Annotated in this window: 16 protein-coding genes and 1 pseudogene; 7 read left to right on the top strand and 10 right to left on the bottom strand. The window is 52.6% G+C overall.

The annotated features are described in order from the left end of the window. Positions 1-43 precede the first annotated feature (43 nt). The gene (locus BLR16_RS29225) at positions 44-364 is read left to right on the top strand and encodes a DUF192 domain-containing protein (RefSeq protein ID WP_368086290.1); all 321 of its coding nucleotides are present in this window, start codon (positions 44-46) and stop codon (positions 362-364) included. Positions 365-397: 33 nt separating this feature from the next. Here the strand turns inward: BLR16_RS29225 and BLR16_RS05010 are convergent, their stop codons facing one another. The 6 genes from BLR16_RS05010 to BLR16_RS05035 all read right to left on the bottom strand — a co-directional run bounded on the left by BLR16_RS05010 (position 398) and on the right by BLR16_RS05035 (position 10,694). Then, on the bottom strand, positions 398-1,714 hold the full coding sequence (locus BLR16_RS05010; protein ID WP_074804798.1) for a PQQ-dependent sugar dehydrogenase: 1,317 nt from the start codon (positions 1,712-1,714) through the stop codon (positions 398-400). Between the two features lie 171 nt (positions 1,715-1,885). Further along, positions 1,886-3,346 carry an efflux transporter outer membrane subunit gene (locus BLR16_RS05015; RefSeq protein WP_080484231.1) on the bottom strand — a complete coding sequence of 487 codons (1,461 nt, stop codon included), beginning with the start codon at positions 3,344-3,346 and terminating at the stop codon, positions 1,886-1,888. A 1-nt stretch (position 3,347) separates the two neighbouring features. After that, the gene (locus tag BLR16_RS05020) at positions 3,348-6,503 is read right to left on the bottom strand and encodes an efflux RND transporter permease subunit (protein WP_074804801.1); all 3,156 of its coding nucleotides are present in this window, start codon (positions 6,501-6,503) and stop codon (positions 3,348-3,350) included. Between the two features lie 34 nt (positions 6,504-6,537). Continuing rightward, entirely contained in the window at positions 6,538-7,737 is a 1,200-nt protein-coding gene (locus BLR16_RS05025; protein ID WP_074804804.1) for an efflux RND transporter periplasmic adaptor subunit, read from the bottom strand. Between the two features lie 239 nt (positions 7,738-7,976). Continuing rightward, positions 7,977-9,101, bottom strand: coding sequence for a metallophosphoesterase (locus BLR16_RS05030; RefSeq protein WP_074804807.1), 1,125 nt, complete (start codon positions 9,099-9,101; stop codon positions 7,977-7,979). 234 nt (positions 9,102-9,335) lie between these two features. Next, positions 9,336-10,694 carry an FG-GAP repeat domain-containing protein gene (locus BLR16_RS05035; RefSeq protein WP_074804810.1) on the bottom strand — a complete coding sequence of 453 codons (1,359 nt, stop codon included), beginning with the start codon at positions 10,692-10,694 and terminating at the stop codon, positions 9,336-9,338. 538 nt (positions 10,695-11,232) lie between these two features. Between BLR16_RS05035 and BLR16_RS05040 the strand changes: the two genes are divergently transcribed. Further along, positions 11,233-12,297 carry a VOC family protein gene (locus BLR16_RS05040; protein ID WP_129454488.1) on the top strand — a complete coding sequence of 355 codons (1,065 nt, stop codon included), beginning with the start codon at positions 11,233-11,235 and terminating at the stop codon, positions 12,295-12,297. A 181-nt stretch (positions 12,298-12,478) separates the two neighbouring features. Here BLR16_RS05040 and BLR16_RS05045 read toward each other — a convergent pair whose 3' ends face one another. Beyond that, complete coding sequence (locus BLR16_RS05045) at positions 12,479-13,663, bottom strand: HEPN domain-containing protein (protein ID WP_129402391.1); 1,185 nt, start codon at positions 13,661-13,663, stop codon at positions 12,479-12,481. 397 nt (positions 13,664-14,060) lie between these two features. Here BLR16_RS05045 and BLR16_RS05050 point away from each other — a divergent pair, with 397 nt between their 5' ends. Beyond that, positions 14,061-15,269, top strand: a complete 1,209-nt coding sequence (locus BLR16_RS05050; protein WP_074804819.1) for a PIN domain-containing protein — start codon at positions 14,061-14,063, stop codon at positions 15,267-15,269. 114 nt (positions 15,270-15,383) lie between these two features. Here the strand turns inward: BLR16_RS05050 and BLR16_RS28785 are convergent, their stop codons facing one another. The 3 genes from BLR16_RS28785 to BLR16_RS05065 form a co-directional block, all read right to left on the bottom strand. After that, positions 15,384-15,767, bottom strand: a complete 384-nt coding sequence (locus BLR16_RS28785; protein WP_074804824.1) for a hypothetical protein — start codon at positions 15,765-15,767, stop codon at positions 15,384-15,386. 90 nt (positions 15,768-15,857) lie between these two features. Then, on the bottom strand, positions 15,858-16,148 hold the full coding sequence (locus BLR16_RS05060) for a hypothetical protein (protein WP_232917502.1): 291 nt from the start codon (positions 16,146-16,148) through the stop codon (positions 15,858-15,860). A gap of 209 nt (positions 16,149-16,357) precedes the next feature. Beyond that, positions 16,358-16,753, bottom strand: coding sequence for a DUF6957 family protein (locus BLR16_RS05065; RefSeq protein WP_092194145.1), 396 nt, complete (start codon positions 16,751-16,753; stop codon positions 16,358-16,360). A 131-nt stretch (positions 16,754-16,884) separates the two neighbouring features. Here BLR16_RS05065 and BLR16_RS05070 point away from each other — a divergent pair, with 131 nt between their 5' ends. From BLR16_RS05070 to BLR16_RS05085, 4 genes and pseudogenes are all read left to right on the top strand, one after another. Further along, on the top strand, positions 16,885-17,346 hold the full coding sequence (locus BLR16_RS05070; protein ID WP_074804830.1) for a helix-turn-helix domain-containing protein: 462 nt from the start codon (positions 16,885-16,887) through the stop codon (positions 17,344-17,346). Positions 17,347-17,653: 307 nt separating this feature from the next. Further along, positions 17,654-18,256: pseudogene (locus BLR16_RS05075) on the top strand (mechanosensitive ion channel family protein); the annotation flags it as partial. Positions 18,257-18,620: 364 nt separating this feature from the next. Continuing rightward, positions 18,621-19,418 (top strand): hypothetical protein, encoded by a 798-nt coding sequence (locus tag BLR16_RS05080; RefSeq protein ID WP_003346237.1) that lies wholly within the window; start codon positions 18,621-18,623, stop codon positions 19,416-19,418. A 358-nt stretch (positions 19,419-19,776) separates the two neighbouring features. After that, entirely contained in the window at positions 19,777-21,897 is a 2,121-nt protein-coding gene (locus tag BLR16_RS05085; RefSeq protein WP_074805388.1) for an alpha/beta hydrolase domain-containing protein, read from the top strand. Positions 21,898-22,046: the final 149 nt, after the last annotated feature.

Below are 22,046 nucleotides of genomic sequence, written 5' to 3' on the forward strand. Positions count from 1 at the left end.
AGAGAGATGCGCTCTAAAGTTCAATAATGGAGCATCACTAACCGTGCCCGTCGCACGGACGTCAAAGGAAATGAGACAAGGCCTGATGGGACGAACTGATCCGACCCCAGGAATGCTATTCGTGTGGTCAAAACCAGGCATCAGAGGGGTTTGGATGAAGAATACAAAAGCCCCGCTGTCAGCAGCGTGGATTGATGGCCGAGGTGAGATCCAAGCAGTGCTGGATTTGAATCCGCTGAGCACGGAAAAGCGTTCGTCGTTCCTGCCGGCAATTGCCATACTTGAGCTTCCTCGAGGTACCTTTGAGTCCATTGGAGTTGGCACAGGCAGCCGTGTGCAAGGCGCCTGCCTGCCTCGTCGATGACAACACTCCGAGCGATCCAAGCGAGCTCAGCGCTCAAGGAGTCGGAGCTTTGGCCGCGATACGTATCAAGCGACCTGCGGCATCGTCCGTAATCACCCACAACGCACCATCGGGGCCTTCTTTCACATCGCGAATTCGTTGATGCTGATCTTGAAGAAGTCGCTCCTCTCCTACGACCTTGTCGCCATTTATCACCAACCGAGCAACATGCTGACCGGCCAGTGCCGCAACGAAAAGGTTGTTCTTCCACTCTGGAATAGCCTTCCCTGAATAGAAGCCCATGCCTCCGGGTGCGATGGTGGGATCCCAGTAATACCGAGGCTGGTCGGTGCCTTCGAGCTGAGAACGACCTCCGTGAATAGGCGTCCCGTCATAGTTAGTGCCGTAGGCTACAAGCGGCCAACCGTAATTGTGCCCTCGCTTGATCAGGTTGATCTCGTCTCCTCCCTGAGGCCCGTGCTCACCATCCCAAAGCTCACCTGTTTCGGGATGAATTGCGAGTCCTTGAGGGTTGCGCTGACCATAGCTCCAGATTTCGGCGCGGGTATGATTTTCAGCTTTTTGATCGGTGGCGAATGGGTTCCCAGGAGCTGGCTTGCCATCGGTTGTGATACGCAGAATCTTGCCTGCCCAACTGTAGAGTGACTGGGCTTCGTCACGGTATGGTGAGAAGAACCGCTCTGCGAGCGATACAAACAGATACCCCTCACGGTCGAAGACCAGGCGGGAACCATAGTGCTTTTCACCGACTATTCCTGGCTCAACTCGAATGACCGTTTCCACCCCCTGCAAGTTGTAACGAGGCGGCTCGCCTTGGCGTACTTCACTGACGAGTTCGGCCTTAGCCACTACTACTCCGTTCTCCTCACCTGACCGAGGTTCAACGTAGGTGAAGAAGACCTGATTGTTTTTAGCAAACTGCGGATCGGCCACGATATCCAACAGACCTGCATCACCTCCGAACACAACTTTGGGTACTCCCTGAACATTGCCCAGTATCTCGCCAGAGGCCAGATCTACTATACGCATAGCGCCTGGCTTCTCAGTGATAATCGCCCGTCCCTCGCCGATGAATGCTATGCCCCAAGGGTGGTTCAGATTTTGCGTGATGACGCGTGTCTCAAGAGGCGTCCGTGTTACAACAGCAGGAGCGCGAGTCTGACCAGGAAATGCAGGCTCCTGCTTAGGAGCAATGGGAGTATTGCGTGGTAGCGGCTGTCCGGCTTGCACGCCTGCATCAGGCGCACGAACGCCCTTGGTCGGGATATCTTCCATATCGATGACTTGGGCAATAGCAGATACGCTCGAGAATCCGAGGGCAGCAGTCAGGAGTAAATTGATCGATTTCAATGTTTTCATTCCTTGTGAATTGGATGTCTGAAAAATTGGCGTCTGGATAAATTTCGAAAGTCTGAGTTCTCTGACGTGCCTTGAATAAAACTCAACGCCTCATTCAAACCCGCGCAATGTCTTAGCTACTGGTTAGATGCTGAGAGGCCTGCTGTGGAGCTCCGAGGTTGGTCACCAGAACGTTCCACCCACCCACCCACCCCCAAGCGCTTTGTAGAGCGTGACGAGATTGTTAGCTCGGGCGACCTTCGCGGATACGAGGCTTTGCTGCGCATCGAACAAGTCCGTCTGTGCCTGCAACACAGACAGATAGTCGTCGACCCCACTTCTGTAGCGCATGTTCGACAACTCCAAGCGCCGCGTTTGCGTTGTCTCGTAGCGCTGTAATGACTGGATCTGCCGGTCATAAGTACCGCGAGCGGCCAAACCATCCGCCACCTCTCGGAAAGCGGTCTGGATCGCCTTTTCATACCTCGCAATTTCGATACGCTTCTGAACCTGAGCCAATTCAAGATTGGCTCTGTTCGCGCCGCCCCTGAAGATAGGAACAGTGATCTGCGGTACGAAGCTCCAGGCGCCCTGACCGCCAATGAAAAGACCACTGGTCGAGGGCGACAAGGTTCCAAAACTTCCCGTTAAGGAAATGCTCGGAAAGAAAGCAGCTCGCGCAGCACCTATGTACGCATTGGCTGCTAAAAGTGATTGCTCAGCCGCAGCGATATCGGGACGACGTTGCAGCAGCTCGGAAGGCAACCCGGCAGGGATGTCGGTCAGGAGGTTTTGCTGTGAAAGTGTCTTTCCTGCCGGTAAGTCATCAGGCAACGCTTGCCCTATCAGCATGACCAAGGCGTTTTCATCCTGTGCCCGAGCACGTGAATAGGCCTCTAGTGTCGCTGAGGCCTGCTCCAGAATTCCTTGGGACTGCTGCAGGTCAAGCTCGGTCGCGATGCCATTGTCGAAACTTAATTTGGTGATCCGGAAGGACTCTTCAGCATTCCTCAGCGTGGCATGGGTGACTGCCAATTGATCCTCTTCGCCGAGCATCGTCAGGTACTGGATAGCCACCTGTGAAATCAATGCCATTTCTGCCGCTTTGCGGGTTTCAGCGAGCGACAAATATTGCGCCAAAGCTTCGTCCTTCAGGCTTCGCACACGGCCAAAAAAATCCAGCTCCCAGGCTACATTCGCGCCGACGGAATAGACCGTGCTGGAGGTTGACCCACCTGTAGATAGGTTGCTTGGCGTGCGTTCACGGGTGGACGATGCGCCGGCATCAACCCATGGAAATAGCTCAGCGCGGGTGATTTGATACTGCGCCCTCGCAGCCTCCACATTGAGCATCGACACCCGTAGATCACGATTGTTTTGTAGAGCGATTTCGATGACTGACTGCAACCGTGCATCAACAAAGAAATCCCGCCAGCCGATATCGACTGCCGCCTTCCCGCCCGAGCTTCGGGCCCCGCCGTCGGGAGCTGTAGCACCTGGCTGGCGGTCGTAGGCGGCACCTGTGGGATAAGCCGCATCGACCGACGAATCTGGACGTTCGTAGGCGGGCTGCAGACTGCAGCCAGCAGTCAAAGCAGCAGCGAGAGTCATTGCGAAAGGAGAAAACCCTTTAATGAGCATCATCTCAATGCCCCCCTTCGACTTGAAAACTTTCGTCGCCTACAGAGGCTTTCTTTTTGCGCCTGGACGTCGTCAGCTTGCTAATCACGACGAAGAACAGCGGCGTCATAAAGATCGCGAGAAACGTGGACGCAAGCATGCCGCCAATAACGCCCGTACCGATTGCATTCTGGCTTACGGAGCCGGCACCACTGCTGAACACCAACGGCATGACACCTAGAATGAATGCCAGAGACGTCATCAAAATAGGACGAAGACGAAGACGAGCAGCTTCAATGGCGGCCTCTACAACATCCATCCCCTTGTCCTGCAGATCCTTGGCAAACTCCACGATGAGGATCGCGTTTTTTGCTGCCAAACCGACTGTAGTCAGCAGTGAAACCTGGAAGAACACGTCGTTCTCCAACCCTCGCATCAGTGCCGCTGCTAAGGCCCCGAGAATACCCAGTGGAACGACCATAATCACCGAGATCGGGATCGACCAACTCTCATACAGAGCTGCCAGACAAAGGAACACGAACACGATAGAGATCGCATACATGAGCGGCGCCTGAGAGGCGGACTGCCTTTCCTGAACAGAGATCCCCGTCCACATGTAGCTGATGCCTGGCGGTAAGTCCTTCAATACCTCTTCCATCGCATCCATGGCTTGTCCGGTGGAATAGCCTTCAGCGCCGTTGCCGTTGATTTGAATGGCAGGCACACCCTGGTAGCGTTCAAGTTGTGGTGAGCCGTGAATCCACTCTCCCGATCCAAAGGCATTGAAAGGCACCATGTCCCCAGATCTATTACGGATGTACCAATCATTCAGGTTCTCGGGTGTCATGCGCCATTTAGCGTCCGCCTGGACGTAGACACTCTTGATCCGGTTATCCATGTCCAGAAACTTGTTCACATACGCAGAGCCCCACGCGACAGAGAAAGCCTGGTCGATACCTTCTGCGGTCAGCCCCAACGCGCTGGCTTTTTCCCGGTCAATGTTCACTTTGAACTTCGGAGTATCACTCAAGCCGTTAGGTCGAACGTTTTGCATAACAGGAGATGCATTGCCACGAGCAATGACATCATCACGAGCGGCCATTAGGGCGTCGTGTCCTACACCACCACTGTCCATAAGCTCCAGGTCGAAGCCTGAAACGTTACCCAGCCCTGGGATAGCAGAGGGGTTGCCCGCAGAGATATTGGCATCCTTGTAGTCGGCAAACCGCTCGTTGATCCGGGCAACGAGATCCTGGGCGCGAGTCGCATCTCCTTCACGCTCAGCAAAATCTTTCATCTGCACGAAGATAATGCCTGATGTCTGAGCACGTCCGGGAAAGCTGTAGCCGTTGATCTCCCAAGTCGAGTTGACGATATCCTTCTCATCGCCGCGAAGGTAAGCGCTGACGTCATCCAAAGCTCGGGCTGTACGCTCTTGGGTCGCACCTGGAGGAGTCGTTACAACGACGAAAATACGGCCCTGATCCTCGTCCGGCAGGAAGCCAGTAGGAACGCGCAAAAACATGAACACCGCAGCGGCGGTGAGCAGTGCATACAACAGCATCGAGCGGGAGGAACAACGGATGACCCGCTTGACGTTTGAGTGATAACGCTCCTGACCTTTGTCGAACACCCGATTGAACCAGCCAAAAAAACCGGTCTTTTTCTGGTGATCAGGGCCGATGGGTTTAAACATCGTCGCGCAGAGTGCAGGGGTGAGGATCAAAGCGGTGAGCACTGAAAGGATCATCGCGACGACTATGGTGAGAGAAAACTGGCGGTAGATCGCTCCGACCGAACCGCTGGCGAAAGCAACTGGAACGAACACAGCGCCCAATACCACCGCGACCCCGACCAACGCACCGGTAATCTGCCCCATTGCTTTGCGGGTAGCTTCTTTGGGACTCAGCCCTTCCTCCGCCATCACGCGCTCGACGTTCTCCACCACGACAATCGCGTCGTCCACCAACAAGCCAATCGCAAGCACAAGGCCAAACATCGACAACGTGTTAATGGAAAACCCAACAGCCGCCATCGCAGCGAACGTCCCCAGGAGAACCACTGGCACGGCAATAGTTGGAATGAGCGTGGCGCGCAGATTCTGCAGGAACAAATACATGATCAGGAAGACCAATACGATCCCTTCAATCAATGTATGAACCACACCTTCAATCGACGCCGTCACGAACGGCGTGGTGTCCTGCGGATACGTCACGACAACACCTGGCGGGGCAAAGGGTGCAAGCTCAGCCACACGCTTACGAACTCTCTCAGCTACCTCCAGAGCGTTCGCGCCTGTAGCTAACTGAATGCCAATTGCAGAGGCTGCCTGACCGTTATAAAGCGTCAGGTAGTTGTAATCCTCGCCCCCCAATTCGACTCTGGCCACGTCCTTCACCCGAACCTGTGAACCGTCGGGTTCGACCTTCAGCAAGATGTTCTCGAACTCGGCAGGCGTGCGTAACAACGTAGCCTCGGTAATTGTGGCTTGCAGCATCTGGCCAGGAGCAGGTGGCGTTCCCCCCAGCGATCCACCAGCAATCTGCACGTTCTGTGAAGCGATAGCCTCAGTGACATCAGTCGGGTTCAGCTTGTAATTATTGAGCTTTCCGGGATCGAGCCAGACTCGCATCGCAAACTGGCGCCCATAAAGCTGAACCTGACCAACACCATCAAGTCGACTTACCGGATCCTGAATGTTCGACGCGACATAGTTGGAAAGCTCATCGCGATTCATGGCTCCATCAGAGGAGATAAATCCGACAGTGAGCAGCGTGCTGCTATTGGATTTCGACACTTCGATGCCGGTCTGTTGTACCGTCTGGGGCAGCTGAGGGGTCGCCAGCTGCAGCTTGTTCTGTACCTGAACCTGCGCGATGTCGGGGTTTGTCCCCGGTGCAAACGTCAGGGTGATCACCGCTTGCCCAAAGTCATCGCTGGTGGAAGACATGTACATCAGGTGATCCAGACCGCGCATTTGTTGCTCGATAACCTGCGTGACTGTGTTCTCCACAGTGCTGGCAGATGCGCCGGGATAGCGGGACTGAATCTGAATGGTCGGTGGTGCAATCGTTGGATATTGAGAAACCGGGAGCGCAAAAATGGCAGCAACCCCAGCCAACATCAGGATGATTGCCAGCACCCACGCAAAAATCGGACGATCAATAAAGAAATTAGCCATGAGGCACGGGCTCGCTTTTCGAAGAGTGAGGGGCCTATGCGCGGGGGCTAGGATTTGATTCGGTTTCGGACGCAGGGCCCGTGGCTGTGGCGCCATGCTGTTGAGCAGGAACAGTCTTCACCAGTGCGCCTGGGCGAACTTTTCCCGTACCTTCCACAATCACGCGGTCGCCAGGTTTCAATCCACTCGTCACCACCCAGTCGCTGCCGCGTGTCCCGGCAGTAGTCAGGACAGCTTGCGAGACCTTGTCATCCGGCCCAACCACCAAAGCGATAGGTCGCCCTGATTGATCATGAGTGATGCCTACCTGAGGAATAAGCATGGCGCCTGCATTGGTACCCTCCTCAAGACGCGCTCTCACGAACATTCCAGGCAAGAGCATTTGATCCTTGTTGGGAAATACGGCCCGAACGGTTACCGACCCAGTACCCTGGTCAACACTCACGTCCGAAAACTGAAGCTTTCCTACGTGGGAATAGGCACGACCATTTTCCAACGTGAGCGCTACTTTTACCGCCCCGCTTCCTTGAGTTTGCAGGCGTCCTTCCTGGATATCGGTACGCATCTTCAGCCCACTCGCGCTTGACTGCGTAAGGTCGACATACATCGGATCAAGCTGCTGGACGGTTGCCATAAGAGTCGCGCCACTGGCTTGAACGTATGCACCAGGAGTAACGTCCGACACGCCTATTCGCCCACTGATGGGCGACACGACGTCGGTGTAACTGAGATTGATCTGCGCGCGCTCCACAGCCGCTTGGCCGGCTGCCACGTCTGCGGCTGCCTGCCCGTGTGTGGCAACTGCGTTGTCATAGGTTTGCTTACTGATCGCATTGCCAGCGACTAGCACTTCATAGCGTTCCACCTGAGCGTTTTGGGCAACAAGGTTTGCCTTGGCTCGTGCCAATGTGGCTTTTGCACTGTTCAATGCGGCCACATAGGGTGCCGGATCGATCTTGTAGAGCCGCTGTCCCGCTTTGACGTTGGCGCCTTCGGTAAACTCACGATGTAGGACAATGCCATCGACTCGGGCACGCACCTGCGAGACCAAAAAGGCGCTGGTGCGTCCAGACAGGTCACTGTAAACAGGCACCGAGCTGGTTTTCACCGTAATCACACCGACCTCGAAAGGCTTCGGCGCAGCAACCTCTTGCTGTTTCTCGCACCCTGAGAGGGTGATAACAAACAGCAGAACACCGCCGGAATAACCGGCTTTTGACTTCAAATTAAACATGTCGACCTCAGTCTGATATGACAAAAGAAAGCGCGAGCGAAAGCTCTTGTCATGTCTTACTCATACATTCATGTATGCGCGTAAAACACGTATGTATGTTGGTTAAACAGTTATTTCTGCCAGCACCAAACGCTGAGCGCATTCTTAACTGCGCTCAGGGCCTGATACCTTTTCAAACTTTATTATTATGAACGCCTGATGACGCGATGATTACAGTGACGCTAAAGGCTTAAACCGACTCAACGGGCAGGTCGTAACGTGAACTCCGTAATCTCAGACGGGACGCCCAGTCGGATAGGAAAACCCATCCAAAGTCCTGTCCCGTTACTTACATAAAGTTTCATTTTGCCGACGTCATATCCGCGCGAGGCAAAGCCTTCGTTCGCGTTCGCGACGAACACACTCAATGCTTTGATCATGCCGCCATGTGTGTGGCCTGATAGCTGCACATCAACCCCTGCTGCCTCATTGATCACAGCGCCCTCTGGTCTGTGACTCAGTAGAATCATCGTCGACGACGGCGAGACACCTTTCAACGCTTTTCCAAGGTCAGGGCCGGCGAAGCCGTAGTTCATCGCTGCCGCATCGGTAACGCCAGCGATAATCAGCTCGGCAGATTGGTGCTGAACTACTTCATTCTCGTTGGTCAACATACGTATCCCTAACCCTTCCAGCACTGGCTCCCATTTGGCGTAATCGAAGTAATATTCGTGGTTGCCTGGGATACCAATAACACCGTGTAACGCGCGGAGATCGCTCAGCGGTGCAACGTCTGCCCGTCTCGCTTCAGTGGAACCGTCGATAAAGTCCCCAGTGATGACGATCAGGTCTGCAGACAAGGTATTGGTGCGCTCCACAACCGCACGTACCCAAGGTTCTGGAAACAAACGACTGATATGCAGATCACTCAGTTGCACAAACCTAAAGCCATCAAGCTCTGCTGGCAGGCCTTCAATAGTGAGCTCTTCGCGATGTATCTCTGGAACCTGGATAGCCTGATAGACACCAAACCCGCCCAGACCGGCAGCGGCAACTGCCGCGCCAATACGAAGCTTGATTCCTACAGAGTTCAGAGCATCGCGACCGCCTAAGATCCGCACCAGAACGCTAACTACATCAGTAACGAGCGTGAAAACAAAAAGCAGAACAAACGAACAAAACAGCCAGCCAAGAACAAGCACTACCGCAAAAGGAAGTTCTGGCGACCACATATTTCCGTAGAACAACACGGAGAGCAGGTGATATTTCGAAGCAACCAGAAGCACAAATCCGATGAGCCCACGACTCACCCATGGCAATGGCAACGGGTAAACGAAACGCACAAGCACATAGAGATATGCGATAGTCAGATAAATATGAAACACGATTCCTACCTAATTCGAAGGGTTCTGAAGACGCTGGCCAAGCCTGACTCGCGCGCTAGTTTTGATGATACCGACGACTTCCTCTCGTAAACGTTTAGAAGAACCGTAAGATGCATTGAATCCAACTCATCAATAGGAGCTAGTTCCATAAGCCGGTGCCTGCAGGCAAACTGACCGGATTACTGCGTCGAACTCCGAAACGTCTGGTAACTCAAAACAGTCACTCAAGAGTCGTTACGTGTTCCCACCTTTATTAGATGCTGGCTTCAGAGGAGGAAGCGGTGCAAGCGTAGCTCGATACCCTTCTTTATCTGTAAGCAGCAAGCGTGCTTGTGTACCCCAACCGCCGATAAATATGTCCGCTCTCCCATCACCATCAAGGTCGCCCTGCCCCATATTCCAGCTACGACCGACAGTGATGCCTGGCACCACCTCGAGCGTTACGTCCTTGAAGCGACCCTGGCCATCGTTTTGCCAAGCTTGCAGTTGAAGCGGTACAAAACCGGGTACCTGGATGGCGCCCACCAGCAAATCCGGTTTCCCATCAGAGTTGAAGTCGACGACCGTACCGGCCCAGCTGGAGAAAGTGTGGGTTGGCAGGCGCTGGGAAGTCTCGTCCTTAAAACGCGCTTTGCCGTCATCGATCAAGATCCGAGATTGTGGATCCTTGTCCCACCCAAAGTTGTTGCTTGTGATGCTGAAAAAGACGATATCCATGTGGCCGTCCTGGTTCACATCCACGGCGTGCACGTCCCTCGTTTCCATAGGAACAAGAAGCTCCAGACGGTCAGAAGCATCTGTGAAGTGGCCTTTGCCGTCGTTGAGTAATAGACGGTTCGGATGGGCTGGGCTCGCGAGAACCATGTCTAGGTCTCCGTCTCCATCCATATCTGCCAAAGCAATGCTTTCGGTTTGGTCGTCAGTGTTCGGAAGGTGGGTTTCCGTTGCGTTGATGAAGTGCCCTGGCCGCTTGGGATCATTCAGAAACAGAAGATTCCGGGCCGGGATGATCTTGGCATCGGGCGCGTAATCAGTCTCGCCAGTGCTGCCAATAATGATGTCTGGCAGGTTATCGCCGTTGACATCGCCAAGCGCCAGGCCATTACCTTGGCTCGTCGCAGGCAGGCGATCACTCACGTCAGTAAAGCCACCCTTTTCATCTCCAAGGAACAGCTGATGCACCTCGTCAGCCTCTGCAACAAACACAACATCCATGTTGCCGTCGCCGTTGAAGTCGGCAGCACGCACATGCTCGCTGTCATGAATGACTTTGCCAAAAGCACCAGGTTTATCCGTGAGCCGGCCTTGGCCATCGTTCAAGTAAAGGCGGTTAACACCGTGCTCCACCGAAACGACCACATCGAGGTCGCCGTCGTGGTCAACATCGGTGAACACAGAATCGGTTGAGTGAAGGCTAGGCGCGATAGGCACGTGGGTTGCAGTCGCATCCACGTAGACACTCGAGGGGCGTTCAGGAATTAGGTCAAACGCATCTGCTGCTTGGGCCTGCGAGGCCGCATTCGCCACCGTCGAAAGGGAGGTGAAAATTCCCGAGGTTGCAAGAATAAGAGACGCTTTGAATTTGAGAGTCATGAACGCTTCCTTCAATCATTCGATCTGTCGGCGTTCGCCGCAGGAAGAATCATTATCAAGTGCAATTCATGAGTTTATTAGAGGGATGATGGCGAATGGGTATATGACGCGATGTCATGAATAAACGCTGCATTTTCATTCCAGCAGGGTTGGCTCTCGTTAAGGCGGGGGGATTTATACCGGGTATTTCTGAATATTACAAAATGCGACATCTTGGTCGTGGGAGGTCGTCTTATTGAAAGTCCAAAGCCGCATTCAATGCCCTGTTGCCTTTTTATGCGGCCTTTTCTGATCGTCCAAACTCGCATCCTGGAACGATGCGATGCTCAAGAAAATTAAACTGCTTTGCTTTTCGCCACACACTCGACATTGCATTACATTCAAAGGCGTGTTGCATTTTTTTCAACAAACTCGAGAACTTAAGGTGTTAGCGTTGATGGTCGCTATGTTGTGAAGCCTTAGGCCGGGTCTACAAAATTGGCAATTGACAAGAGAACGAACTGCTCCGCAGTCACTCACAGCAAAGAGGAGAAGCGCTATGAAACGTATAATCCTTTCTACGGATCATCGCTCATCCAAGGGCGCGTTAAATGCTACGACTACTGGTGACGCCGTTGCCCCTCCTTTAAGCGCTGCCCCTGCCAAGTCATCTACCGGAACGGTGACGCGCAGTTCCCATAGCGCGATTGATACGGGAAAGTCATCCGATGCCGCCCCACGGTTGAACTTAACCAGTCTCAACCACGCAAGCTTTCCATGCTCGGACTTGCAAGCCACCATCGAGTGGTGTGGTCGAGTTTTTGCGATGCCAGAGTACGCATTTCAAGATTATAAAAATTCGATGTTTGGCGGGAATGGTCAAAGTATTTTACGTCTAGGACGTGGGTCTGCGGTCGCCTATATAGCACTCGCGCAAATGACGCCGGAGGAACTCAAAGCCCAAGCGTCGATTCGTCCTCACTTCTGCTTCGGCATACGAGATTTCAGCGTCGACAAGATCTTCGCGGCTCTCTCGAAGATGCCCGCGAAAGCTGAATCGGTTTTGAGAGAGGGTAAAACAATCAACGGCGTTAACTTTACTGATCCGGACGGATTTCCTATGCAGTTCAACCCGGATACCGCCTGTGGCGGAAACGGTTTTCTGGGCGAAACTTGCGACATGGATGCCACAGTTAAACGTCAGCCTGATTGGCCGGCGCCAGTAGAGTTATCAACCTTCAATCACGTCCGCATGGTCGTGAAAGACATCGATAGCGCCATCGCGTGGTACACAAAATTGACCGACATGAAGCCACATGTCTTCGACCTTGATTATGGTGGTAAAAGAACCATCCTACGCATCGGGTCAGGCCCGGAATTTGTACTACTGGAGCAAGGGCCGAGTCCACGAACTTTCAAGCCGCTTCTCGGAGTGGGTATGGATGATTTCAACGCTTGCGAGGTCGTGGATCGCCTTAAGGCACATAAAGTCCCTGTGCGTGTAGAAAAGCCCAACGGCCAAACCCCTGAGATTTTTGTGGAAGGCCCTAATGGCATGGAGTTCCAGGTTCAGGACGTTTCCTACTGCGGAGGTTTCGGGCCACTGGGCAACAAGCTTGCTTAGACCAAGAAGGCTTTCGGCTAATAAGTCGGCACCACTGTAGATTCAAATCACGGTTGGCCCGCAGGTACAAGGTTTGTCGACGTTGTACCTGTGGGATCCGATTTTGGCTTGGACAGGCTGGTGGAACCTATGTTAAGGGAACACAACAGCGTCACGTTTTTCAATGACGCATCCAGCAAATTCATCCGCGATCTACAACTGCTGGAATATCGCCGCCCAGTTCGACGGTGATCCAATCATCAATGGGGCTGGCGAGGAAATGTTTGATAGCGTGCTTCGCGACGGAAGCTGCAAAGTCTAAGGTTCGCCTCACCTCATCGTTACGTTTTTCCACTAAACGCCCCCTATGAACCGCTTTCGACCCATATTCATAAGCCTTTTTAATCATCCTGTACGTTTCTAACTTACGCTGAATCGGCCCTCCCATGATTATAGCGGCGCGAATTGAAAGCCTGTGTGACAACTCCCCACTATCATTATCAAGGAACAAACTTTCCAAGGATGTACGCAGATATACAGCCGAATCTGAAAGATCGCCGCAGCTATAATATTCATTCAACTTTTTTATAGGCAAACGAATATGCTCACGGTGTTTTTCACTGAGCCGACCGAGATTCTCCAACTGCTCAAGTAAAACCACAATCGAGGAAGCTGTCAGTTGAATTGACTTCCTGCGGACATGAAAAGAATGATGTATCCATTCAGCTGGGCCAAAGGAAGGAACAGCGTCAGCTGGAATGATTGATGACGCTACTTTCTGCACAGCCAAGGAATTTTCACTGCACAGCATAAGACAGTTTATCACATCATCGAGATCTTTCATGACATCTGAAACAGCTACAGGAAGTTCACCCTGCGAAGGTTGACCAATTAAAACCGGATGGGACATTGGTATAACCAATGCAGCCGAATACTGTGGAAATAAAGCATGTTCATCCGTTGAATCAGTCAATGCCAACTGAAGTTTTTTATTAGGAAGTTGATAGATATTTGTCAGCCGACCGAATCTCCCAAGTTCTATCGGCTCATCCACCTCCAAGCCTGCTAAAAGCACCACCCCGTAGGCTGAAAAGCTATCATTTTCGATGTACTCCGTTAGCTCCCGCTCGAAGTCACATCTATCGATACCTTTTTTGTAAATCCATGACGCGAACAGCTCAGGTGTCACCCTGTGACGAGACAGACCGATCACTTGCCATCCCGAGAGAATGGCTGCTAGAGATGGATCATTTTTTATAAGGGTAATAATCCCAGGCTTTTCTGCACTTTCGCTAATGGCTGCCCGAGCGAAAAATTCTTCAATATTTGTACCCGTCGTTCTCCAGCCGCTATTCCACTCAATAATATCTACAATTCTCTGATCCACTATGACCTCTACTTGTGCTCGGCGATCAACCTTCAACTCTAGCAATTAATTCACGGCGGCTCTTACATCGTAAAAATAAGCTTTTTAGCAAAGCCAAACCAGAATTTCTGCCTCGCCGCTGCGCAGCCCTTTGCCATGTGGGCATTTTTCACTCACCCTGCTCGCCTCCGCCAGTGCACTACTATACCGCTTCGGCCACCTCCATCACTATGCAAAATGAGGACTCGATGGACTCACTGAGAGGGGCCACCATTTTACATTTTCGTATCCGGCGCCAGGTTTATTCGGAAAACTAAACGAATTTTCTTCCCAGCCACAGCATCAACCCAACGCGTAAAATGAGCTACTCTAACCTCACCGGAAGATTCAATAACTCCCCGAAGTCAAGGAGATGTACATGCCACAGGCAGAGCCCTATCTAGATTTCGCTGCATTATCCATCGACAGTAACATTCTTCGTGGCCAGCGCTACAACTTCGACGGAGGCATCCTAAAGCAACTTGAACAATTCCAAGGCAGCCCTGTCCAGATAGTTCAGCCAGATGTTATTCATTCCGAGGGAGTACAACATCTTTCTGCAGAAATCGCTGAAGCACTGAAGGCAGCTAGAGGCAATCTAAGAACGCTTTCTAAATATAGTGAAGACAGCAAGATACCAGAATTTGGCGCTTCTCATTTATGCGAAATAAACCCGAGACTGATGGCAGAAGAAAAGCTGAAGAACTTCTATAAACGAATTAATGGTAGTGTAATTGCTAGCTCATGTGTCAATATTAGCGACTTAATGCGCATGTACTTCTCTACCGAAGCTCCATTCGAAACCGCGATAGAAAAAAAACACGAATTTCCGGACGCCATCGCCTTACTTACTCTTGAATCTTGGGCAGTAGGGAATGACAAAAGAACTGTATTAGTCAGCAAGGATAAAGGTTGGCACGCATTTGCGAAAGGTTCCTCCTACCTCCACGTTGTTGAAGAGCTGCCAGATGCGCTTGCGTTATTCCAACCTCATACAAAGGTAAAGAGCCTCATTGAGATGCTCCAAGCGGATGGACTACTCGACAGAGACAGCCAACTATTCCAAGGCATCAAAAATGTAATATCGGAGCGAGTTAGTGAACAAACACCCGATATCGAAGCGAACTCTCTATTCTATTTCGAGAGCGACGACGTTCAAATCGAATATCTTGGTCATAAGTTCGCCCAAGGAGAAGACAACAAACCTAAGATTAGAATCGTCTTGATTGAGGATGATCTTGTTGTGCTCAGCCTTACAGCTCTCGTAAATACCAAGGTAATGACTACTTTCTCATTCTCACAGTACGACTCGATTGATAAAGATTATGTACCATTAGGTGGGTCAGTAGAAGAAAGAAATGAAAGCTACGAGACAGAAGTCCTCATCCACTTCAAGGGTGATTGGAAAGAACTAGGCAATGCTCTTGTCCCGAATGAGATCGAGGTGGAGGGTGAAATGGATGTAGTTAAATTTGGTGATATTGCGCCAGATTATTCTAGTGATCGAGATGAGCAGCTCCGCTGGGAATGGGAGTGGGAACAGGAGAAAGAAAGAAGACGTGACGAGGCTGTGGGTTTCAAGCGCTAAAACCTTGGCGTCGAGGCAAATCGATGGCGAATGCGGTCAGCCATAGGGAGCGCATTCGGCACTTCTCCATCGAGGTTGATCAGGACGTGTATCGTCCGCGATAACGCTACACGCCTACTGCAGTACGTGCGGGGACAGATGATGCTGACCACTAGATAGTCGCAGATACTGGCGAAGGCTAGCACGTCCGTTACTACGCTGAAACGTAACAAGGACATATCTCGAATTTTCAGTTGTCATTACCCAAAACCTACCTTCCCGCTCGACTTTCAACACGTCGGAAGTCCGGATCAAATGGCCGTCTCCGAACCGACCATACTGGTCTTTCCGCTGGTGACCAAACACCACACCAATGCCTGCGCGCGCCCTGATAGATACTCCGCAAAGGTACGCAGTGACCGGTATGTCAAAGCCCTGCTCTTGAGCCCTTATAATTCGCTTCAGATCAAAATCTGTATGGCGTTTGCCGTGAAAATTCACATCTATCGTGTCCAGCATCGTTGGGCTCCGGTTGCGGTCTGTAGGTAGTTATCAAGAATTGCGCACATAACCAGGAGCGCTGGTATCGTGGGGGATTAATGGTAATTTTCAGGCTAATCGAATCATGCTTAAATGAAAGACAGGCCTGATGTTCACCAGCGCTCCAATTTGAAAATCTGGTTGGTGCGAGGTGTGGTAAACCTCGCCCTCACCCACCTCTAGGACGCAAACCTCAGAGCCAATTCTGTCCTCACCTACGCTCAACCTGGTCAATCGCCCCATTTGCCAGCCTGTGGTCTTATTCATCCAGGACGGCGTCACAGCCATGACTTCGGTGATACTTAAGTCGGGGCCTTGGCTCACCAGAATTTCTTGAAGCTGACGCGTGTCGTCAATCATCACAGCACACTCGCTGACCCGACCTTCGTTTTCGACGCTGAGGGTCAAGTGGTACCAAGGAGTTCGGAGCAGCCTTGACACTCCGCGCCAATGGGATACGCCCTCCCCGAACAATCCTGGGACGCCTATCAGGTCGTTGTCTATGGTTCTAAACATGTGTCGCCTCAAGCTGCTGCAGAACGTCAGTTGCCCTGCAGAACCGGTGGTAATCAGAAAAGGGAAAATATCGCTTCGATAGAAGCAGACTTACGATGGCCTGGCCCGAGCAAAACGTAGACGGAGTTGCGTGTTTCGAATAGGTAGCCTTCTTTGAAAGCGGTGCCCATGCTTGAGCGCACCCAATGACCTGGTTCAAATCTTCTCTGTTCGTCATGCATCACTTTGTGGGCAAACATGAAGATTGGTTGGCAGCCTGCAGCGGTAACTTTCGCTCGCTCGTCATCGGTGACGATGGCGTCGAGGATTGTCCATTCTTCTACGGCGCAGAGGGGCATCCATTTGTAACGTTGCCTAGCGGCAGCCATCACGGCTTCGAGACCTAGCTCAGAACCCATCAGGCTGACACCAGGATCGCCCAACAGACCGTCTTCGATGATCCCATCCACGGCCCAACCCCCTCTCTGTCAATATTCAATAATTAGCGGCTGAGGCGCTGTACCGCCACAACGACAAATATATCTGTTTGTGTGGCGGCAGGCAAATACGACATACCGTCTCTTTTTATTGGGATAGTGAAATGTCGCTGCGGAAATCTTATGCAGCAGTGGTTCAACTGCTTCGCACTCGGAAAGGCTTGTCTCAAGCAAAACTCGCGGGCTCGTTAACACAAGCCCACGTGAGCGAGCTTGAGCTCGGTAGAAGCTCAGCGACCATCGAAATGAGTGCCCGACTTGCCTCAGCGCTGAAAGTAGAGCCAATTACTTTGCTGGCACTCGCTGCTGCCTCCCATGAGAAGTGCACAGTGCGGGAATCTCTCCTGGCTGCGCTGGATGAGGCTGAATCCCTAGGGCTAGCGGACACTCTTCTGCCAACCGAACCACAAGTTATGGATCCGTCGAGAGTGTTGGAAGCCAAGAGAAAATGGTTGGCCGTGCAAGAGCTGAAGGCGAAAGGGCTCAGTCAGAGTGAGGCAGCGAAACATCTAGGGGTGCCTGAATCGACGTTGCGTCGGTTGTGGCATCAGACGCTTAAAGATTAAGGCTGGTGCGGCGAATGCATCAACTGGGCAATTAGCTAACTGAGAATCTTGCATTGGGAAGCAGCAGCCCCACCAGGCTGGTGCCAAAATTCACGCTTTCAGGCGGCAGGAGCGAGGTAGATCTGAACGGGCCAGCAAGGTCTGGATTTGCTCCAGAGACGTGGCTTGCCAGGCACCACAGCTCTCCCCTATCAACGTTGAGATCTTGCCTGCCTTGTCCATTTTTCTGGAAAAAGATGGACAGGTGCGATTGTCTGTAAGTGATTGTTTTTAATTATTTTCGAATGTCCATTTTAGGGCCCTCTCACGGGTGTACATGTTCGACAAAACCATCGTCTCCATCCCGACCTGGCGCCTGATGTCCGAGTCGTTCCGCAACTGGCGCGGCATGCAGCAATCAGGCGGACGCCGCATCAAACGCAGCCTGTTCATCGACGCCAGCGGCGTGCGCTTCGTGCGCGACGATGAAGAACAGCAACTCATGCAAATCCACCTGCTCACCGACTACATCGGCCGCAAACAGGCCGAACTGCTGGCCTGGAACCAGGCACAAGGCAACGTCGCACAAATGTCCGCCAACCGCCGGCGCATGACCAACATCGGCACCTTCCGCGCCTACGCCCTGGCGTACCTGAAAAGCCACGTCGACATCAACCCGAACATGACCTGCATGGTTCGCCAGCTCGAACCCACCTCACAGGGCATCCCGCTGGAAATCTACTGCTTCACGCGCACGACGGTGTGGGTGGAGTACGAGCGGATACAGGGGGATATTTTCGATTATCTGATTACGGTGATGCCGGAGTTCGGGTTGAGTTTGTATCAGCAGCCGAGTGGAGCGGATATGCGGGTGGGGTTGCGAGGGGAGACTGTGAGTCAAGTCACAGCTGACTGGGTGCGGGAGCGTTGAGGCTGGGATTTTAAGGTGTCTGGAATGGGGTCATGGTAAATGAAGCCGGAAATCAACTCCGGTGAGAAAATCGCTAGGTACTGATAGATGTCGCACTTCTTCTGGTGATTTCAATTGCAAGGCGGCGGGCCGAAGGCTTGATCGATTCTGTGGCAACATTGAGGCCTGTGGTTCGCTCGGGTAACCAACTGTGCATTCGGTCAGTGGGTACACTTTAAAAGCCTACCGCGCTCTTGAGTTTGAGGTACGGCTTTGCGTGTCCATCAAACACCTGAATCTGGTAACACTCTCGCCTGAAAGATGTCCAGAATCATTAGACCTAAATGGCGACTCAGCGAGGGCAGCCCAAAGAGCTTCAATGTGAGTGCACATTTTGAAAGACAGCCAAAAGTTCTATGTCGGATGGGATGTCGGGGGCTGGAATTGCGACAGGAATCCAGCAAGCCGGGATGCATTGGTGATTCTTGACTCAGCCAGAGAATTGGTCGGTGTTCCTTGGAGGGGGAATTTGCGCAACACCCTTAATGAGGCAACCAGCTCCAAAATTCTGGCCATCAAGATCCTTGAATTGTGCCAAGTGAAAATTGATCTCGAAAATTCGTTCAGGTTGCTATTCGCGATTGATACGCCACTTGGATTCTCCAAGGCATTTACTGACCTGATTGTTTCCAGGGTTGCTGCCGGCCAAATTCTTTCCTCATCAGCGAACCCCTACCTACACAGAGAAACAGAGCGGTTTCTTTTTGAACGAGGGCTGTCGCCGTTGTCTCCCATAAAGGACATGATTGGAAGTCAGGCTACAAAGGGAATTCATTTCCTGGCCCGTTTTGCACCAGATCTCGCGAGTTGCGGACTCTGGACAGATGGCCGTTACATTCAGGCAATTGAGGCCTACCCTTCCGCATGCAAACGATCAGCCTGCATTAGCGACATGCGCCGGCCTTTCTACGAAAATTCTGGTGGCAGTGTCCCAATTGAAAAGCTCAAGGCCCGTCGTGAGTTTTATCACGTGGATCTGGAGGACGCGCTGACATGTGCGCTGGTTGGTTGGTCATTTGAGAGTCAACCAGACTTACTCGTGCATCCAACGCCAGCCATAGATCAGTCTGAAGGTTGGATTTTTGTACCCTGTGATGGACTGAGAAGCCTGGAGCATGCCTAACTGTCTTTGCAGGTTTTGTGCAGTCGACATCTTTAGGTTTGCAAGCCCAATGATAAGTTTTTATTGAGCGCCCTGAGATGTTGATCGTCAACGTGTCTGCGGCCCATGTCTGGCTCCTCACCAAATACGAATTACATCAGCTCCAGCGCGCAACTCTGAAATACGCCATGGCTACATTCCTCACATAGCCACTGTCCACCTGAAGGCTGAAATTGGCGGGGAATGCTCTCTGGACGCTTACGAATTCATCATAACCGAGCTAGCTGCGGGCTATGCTTGAAGCCCTTTGATCTGTACAAGCATTACTATCGGGGCATCAAAAGCCATCTATAAAAAAAATGACAAATTGGGGGTAAAGATGAATCGCCTATTTCATGCTGCAGCGTTTGCAAGCTCCATGATGATCGTTGCAGCACCCGCCCAAGCCCGTATTACACAGCTGGAGATCCTGCGGACCGAACCCGCTTTCGGAGGCGAAAGCTTCGGGAATACAGGGGCTTACAAACGCGTCTTTGCACGCGCTCATGGTGAATTAGACCCAGGAGCGTCTGGAAACAAGATTATTCAAGACATCGAACTTGCACCCCGTAACGGTCGTGGGATGGTTGAATACACGACCGATGTTGCAATCCTGCGTCCCGCTGACGTGGCCAAATCGAATGACATCCTTCTATTCGACGTGCCAAATCGAGGCTCTAAGCGCGCGATGTTATTGTTCAATGCTGATATGCGGGGTAGCCCAGCAGCGTTCAACAACTTCGACGTCGCCGGAGACGGTTTTCTACAGCGCCAGGGTACGACGCTGATCGCGTTTGCCTGGCAAGGTGACGTTGCACCGGGCGACAACCGCATGATGGTGCAATTGCCGACGGCCATAAATACTGATGGGTCGCCGGTAACAGGTGTGGTGCGCAGTGAGTTGACCACGCTCTCACCGACCGTCAGCCTTAACCTGTCCGCAGGTTGGTTCACCTCCACGCCGCCTCATACCAGCTATAAATCGGTTGAAACCGACAATACCAAAGTGCTCTCGGATGGCTTTCGTCCGACGTTGACGGTGCGTTCGCGGGCAAATGCGCCCAGGCAGGAAATTCCAGTGAATGACTGGAAGTTTGGCGATTGCAATACGCCAAACGAAACCCAGATATGCCTACCCGCTGGTTTTCAGCCCGGCAAGCTTTACGAGCTGATATACCGGGCCAAGGAGCCGGCGGTAATGGGTATCGGTTTTGCGATCGCACGGGATGTTGGTGCGTTTTTCCAGCAGGCTGAGCATGACGATAAAGGTGTGCCCAACCCTGTCGTGCATGGGCCCAAGGTCAAGTCGATTATCACTGGCTCATCACAATCCGGCCGATTCATCCGCAGCATGATCGCACTGGGTTTCAACCGCAGCGAGGAAGGTCATCGGGTCTATGATGGTGCGATGCCGCATATCGGTGGCGGCCTGATGCCGCTCAACATCCGGTTTGCTCAGCCTGGCCGGGCTTGGGGCCAGCATGTCGATCATGACTACCCTGCTTACGATTTTCCGTTTACCTATGGCCGGGAAACCGATCCGATTACCGGACGCTCGCAGGGTTTGCTGGATCGCTGCAACGATAATAACACCTGCCCTCTGATATTCCACATGGCAACGGCCCTTGAACTTTGGGAGGGACGCCAGTCGCTTGGCCTTACCGATCCACTCGGCTTGCGCGATACACCTGAACCGGAAAACGTCCGCACTTTTATTATGGCAAGTACGCAGCATGCCCCGCCGTCTTTGCCACTTCCGGTTAACCCACCCTTTGGGCTTTGCCAGGTCCAATCAAATCCCAATCCACACACCTGGACAATGCGCGCAGCGTTCATCAACCTCGTTAGCTGGGTTCGTGATGACACAACACCGCCCGCTTCGATAAAGCCTTCTGTGGCGGACGGTACCCTCGTGCCGGCGGACAGGGTCAGTTTCCCGCTCATCCCCGCGACCAATTATGGTGGCGTTACGCGCCCCGCGCTCCACTACACCGGTGCCGTCAATAGCCTGCAAGTGCTTGATTTTGGACCTGGTTTTCGTCCCGAAGACAGCTCTGGCATTCTCACAAACGAGCCGCCGAAATCGGGGGTCGGCAGTTACGGCCTCCTGGTGCCTCAAGTGGATGCAGACGGAATTGATGTGGGTGGCGTTCGGGATGTGTATCTGGGTGCTCCCATCGGAACTTACACGGGTTGGAACACCTTCCGGCCCGAGTTTTTTGATGGCGGCTTTTGCAACTTTCAAGGCAGCTTCCTCCCATTTGCCGAGACGAAGAAAGAGCGAATCGTGGCCGGAGACCCCCGCCTTTCCTTGGAGGAACGCTACCCCACGAAGGAGGCTTATGTGTCTGCGGTGAGTAAAGCTGCAGACTCGCTGGTTGAAGCGCGGATGCTACTTCCTGCGGACCGTGAGCGGCTTGTGAAGGAAGCTCAGGAGAAAGGTGTGCGTGTAGGGCCTTGAGCATAGGTGGCTGCCCCTGGTGCTAACAAACGGTACGGCCTCTGATCTGAATGTATAAGCGTTTGATCATATGGTCGTTACCCCACCCTCCAATGCCAAAATTAGCTGCAACAATCCCACCGGGCAGCAGTCCAAGGACGCACACGTGC

The sequence above is a fragment of the Pseudomonas sp. BS3767 genome (assembly GCF_900099665.1).
Taxonomy (GTDB): domain Bacteria; phylum Pseudomonadota; class Gammaproteobacteria; order Pseudomonadales; family Pseudomonadaceae; genus Aquipseudomonas; species Aquipseudomonas cerasi.

Excerpts from the sequence above, each read along its gene's own strand:
- BLR16_RS05015 (WP_080484231.1), bottom strand. The coding sequence starts at position 3,346 with ATGATGCTCATTAAAGGGTTTTCTCCTTTCGCAATGACTCTCGCTGCT.
- BLR16_RS05020 (WP_074804801.1), bottom strand. The coding sequence starts at position 6,503 with ATGGCTAATTTCTTTATTGATCGTCCGATTTTTGCGTGGGTGCTGGCA.
- BLR16_RS05025 (WP_074804804.1), bottom strand. The coding sequence starts at position 7,737 with ATGTTTAATTTGAAGTCAAAAGCCGGTTATTCCGGCGGTGTTCTGCTG.
- BLR16_RS05035 (WP_074804810.1), bottom strand. The coding sequence starts at position 10,694 with ATGACTCTCAAATTCAAAGCGTCTCTTATTCTTGCAACCTCGGGAATT.
- BLR16_RS05040 (WP_129454488.1), top strand. The coding sequence starts at position 11,233 with ATGAAACGTATAATCCTTTCTACGGATCATCGCTCATCCAAGGGCGCG.
- BLR16_RS05050 (WP_074804819.1), top strand. The coding sequence starts at position 14,061 with ATGCCACAGGCAGAGCCCTATCTAGATTTCGCTGCATTATCCATCGAC.
- BLR16_RS28785 (WP_074804824.1), bottom strand. The coding sequence starts at position 15,767 with ATGCTGGACACGATAGATGTGAATTTTCACGGCAAACGCCATACAGAT.
- BLR16_RS05060 (WP_232917502.1), bottom strand. The coding sequence starts at position 16,148 with ATGATTGACGACACGCGTCAGCTTCAAGAAATTCTGGTGAGCCAAGGC.
- BLR16_RS05070 (WP_074804830.1), top strand. The coding sequence starts at position 16,885 with ATGTCGCTGCGGAAATCTTATGCAGCAGTGGTTCAACTGCTTCGCACT.
- BLR16_RS05085 (WP_074805388.1), top strand. The coding sequence starts at position 19,777 with ATGAATCGCCTATTTCATGCTGCAGCGTTTGCAAGCTCCATGATGATC.